The organism is Marinifilum sp. N1E240 (assembly GCF_009295825.1).
Lineage (GTDB): Bacteria > Bacteroidota > Bacteroidia > Bacteroidales > Marinifilaceae > Marinifilum_A > Marinifilum_A sediminis.
This window is the reverse complement of sequence record NZ_WHKF01000025.1, coordinates 1-2,682: the sequence shown is the minus strand read 5'-3', so window position 1 is coordinate 2,682 and position 2,682 is coordinate 1. Positions and strand designations below refer to the sequence as shown.

Here is a 2,682-nt window from a genome sequence, read left to right as displayed (position 1 = left end):
GTTCTGTCTTGTCCTTGTATAAATCTCATACTATAAGATAACAAAGTGCTGAAAATCTATCAAATACAAGCATGCTTACTTATCAACAACTTATCAAGGTTTTTAGACAGTCTGACGGTCTTGCTAAGTTTTCGTGGGCGATTAAAACAATTGTAATATCAAACCGCTAAAGAAGCAAGCCGCGTAAATTTGTTTATATTTTTAAGCAAACCAATTTTAGTAGCTTGCTGGTCTTTATTAATTGAACTAACTCTCAAGCGACACGCCACCGCCCATGAAATTTAGCTTTTGTGCCTGTTGCACAACTCTTGATAACTTGTTCATAAATCTAACAATAATATCTTTACTTATCAATTGTAATGGCTTAACTTGTAAATAAAAATGCAAGGAAATAAGTTTTACCAGGAGAAATTATTTTCTAGCTTTCAGCTCTCACAAAGAGTGCCTGAGAATAATTTCTATCGAAGATTACGAGCTATTTTAGATTTATCCTTTTTGTACAAGCAAACCAAACCATATTATGGCAGTTGCGGACAAAAAAGCATAGATCCCCAAGTTTTCTACAAGTTGTGTTTGGTGGGTTATTTAGAGAATATCATCAGCGATAGAAAACTAATTGAACACTGCTCCATGCGATTGGATATCCTATTTTTTTTAGGTTATGATATTGATGAGCAATTGCCCTGGCACAGTACAATTAGCCGCACTCGCCAGTTGTTACCCGAGAAGATATTCGAACAGGTTTTTACTCATATTCTAAGCATGTGTGTAGAAAAAGGTATGGTATCAGGACATACTCAGGCTATGGATTCTGCACCCATTAAAGCCAATGCAAGCATGGATAGTCTGGAATTAAAAGTTCCCAAGCAGGAGCTTGAGGCTTACCTTCAAAAGGCTCGCTATCAAAGTCGTCCAGACAGAAAACCCAAGAAGAATAAAGCTTCCAAACAACAACAAATTATAACCGCCGAAAAACGAGAGCTACAAGAGATCAAAAGTCGCAACCGAAACTGGCAGAAGAATCAGGATCAACGTCCTGGATCAGGTAACAAAGGAGCCAAGTATACCAGTAACAAAACCCACTACAGTCCAACCGATCCCGACGCCCGAATAAGTGTAAAGCCAGGAAAAGCCAGAAAGCTGAACTATCTAAGCAATATAAGTGTTGACTCATCCAATCATGTGATTACCGATGTTAAAGCCTATCATGCCGATAAAAAAGACAATCAATACCTACAGGATGCCACAAAACGTTTGAAGAAAAGGCTGAAAAAACAAGGTTTGCTGTTTACCAGCCTGCTTGCCGATGCAGGTTACAGCAGCGGAGAAAACTATGCATTTCTTGAAAAAGAAAATATCCTAAGTTACATTCCACCTCACGGAACTTACAAAGGTGGTCCGGAAGGATTTACCTTTAATAAGCAGGAAAACTACTGGCTATGTCCAGAAGGTAAAAAAGTCACCTTTCGCAAGCGAAAAATGGTGAAGAACTCCCTTCAGAATCATTACCTAACCAAGAGGGGAGACTGTAAAAACTGTCCGATAAAACAAGCTTGTATTGGCAAAGGCTTTGAAAAGAAAATTGCTGTTACTGTTTACAAAGAGCACTACGAGCGTAATAACAAAAGAGTCCGAAGCAAATATGGAAGGAGAATGAAAGGCAAGCGGCAATCTACCGTCGAACCGGTGTTCGGCACCTTAACCCAGTTCATGGGACTTCGAAAAATAAATACCATTGGCATTATTCAGGCAAACAAAGTAATGCATCTATCTGCTACTGCCTATAATCTTAAAAAACTAATGAAATTTATGAGTAAAAACACTGAAACAATGGCAAATCAGACCATTTCTTGTTTCTTATTCATTAGAAGCCTATTTGGCTTCTATAAACCTGTTTTAAGACCTCAATAATTTTACTTTTTCAATAACGGAAAGCAAAAAACAAAGACTTAAAAGCTTGCCAAGAGACAACCTTTTAAGGCTTTGAGATCGTATTCATCTAATTTTATGTGGATGCGCAACGGTTACTTTTGTTATGCACTGGTTTTTAATTCCTTTTAAAAAAGTACGTTTTAAAACTTTTATCTGTCAGAGTTTGTTTCTTTTTTGATTTATCAATTATTCCTAATTTATTTAGTCTAAAAAGTTTTCCTCTAACAAGTACAAGCTTGTCTGGTGGAGGTAGTCTATTTTGACCACCGCCAGCAACTAATGACATTACAAACTCTTCATTTCTGATACTATTAGAAGTTTCATCAATTGATACAACCAATGAATCTTTTATGAACTCATTTTCTGAGTTTACAATTTCAAGTGTGTCATAAATTAAAGTTGTTCTAAGGTATATTGTGTCATTAGATATTCTGTATGTGCCTTTTGTCCAACTCGAGGCAAGGTCAAACTGCCAAGTATGAGAGAAAATTGAATCATTTTCAAACACTAACCTTTCACCAAATTTATTAAGATAGCTTCCTTCCAGTTTACTTTGTCCAAAGCAAAACAGTTGGATAAATAACATCGATATTAAAAGTAGTATTCTCATTTTAACTTGTGCATAACGGCAGTTTGTCTAAAAACTGATTAAACTGCTCAATTAAGCTTTAAATATAGCAGTTTTAAGGATACATAAAAATTGAAAATCCTTTTAATTTGAAATAGAATTGAGGTTCTTATTTGAGCCAA

At 35.9% G+C, this 2,682-nt stretch carries 2 protein-coding genes; one reads left to right on the top strand and one right to left on the bottom strand.

From position 1 onward, the window contains the following. The first annotated feature begins 381 nt into the window (after positions 1-381). Positions 382-1,911, top strand: a complete 1,530-nt coding sequence (locus GCQ56_RS20095; protein WP_227006130.1) for an IS1182 family transposase — start codon at positions 382-384, stop codon at positions 1,909-1,911. A 136-nt stretch (positions 1,912-2,047) separates the two neighbouring features. Here the strand turns inward: GCQ56_RS20095 and GCQ56_RS20090 are convergent, their stop codons facing one another. Then, a complete protein-coding gene (locus GCQ56_RS20090; protein WP_152736331.1) occupies positions 2,048-2,542 on the bottom strand; it encodes a hypothetical protein in 495 nt (164 codons plus the stop codon). Positions 2,543-2,682 lie beyond the last annotated feature (140 nt).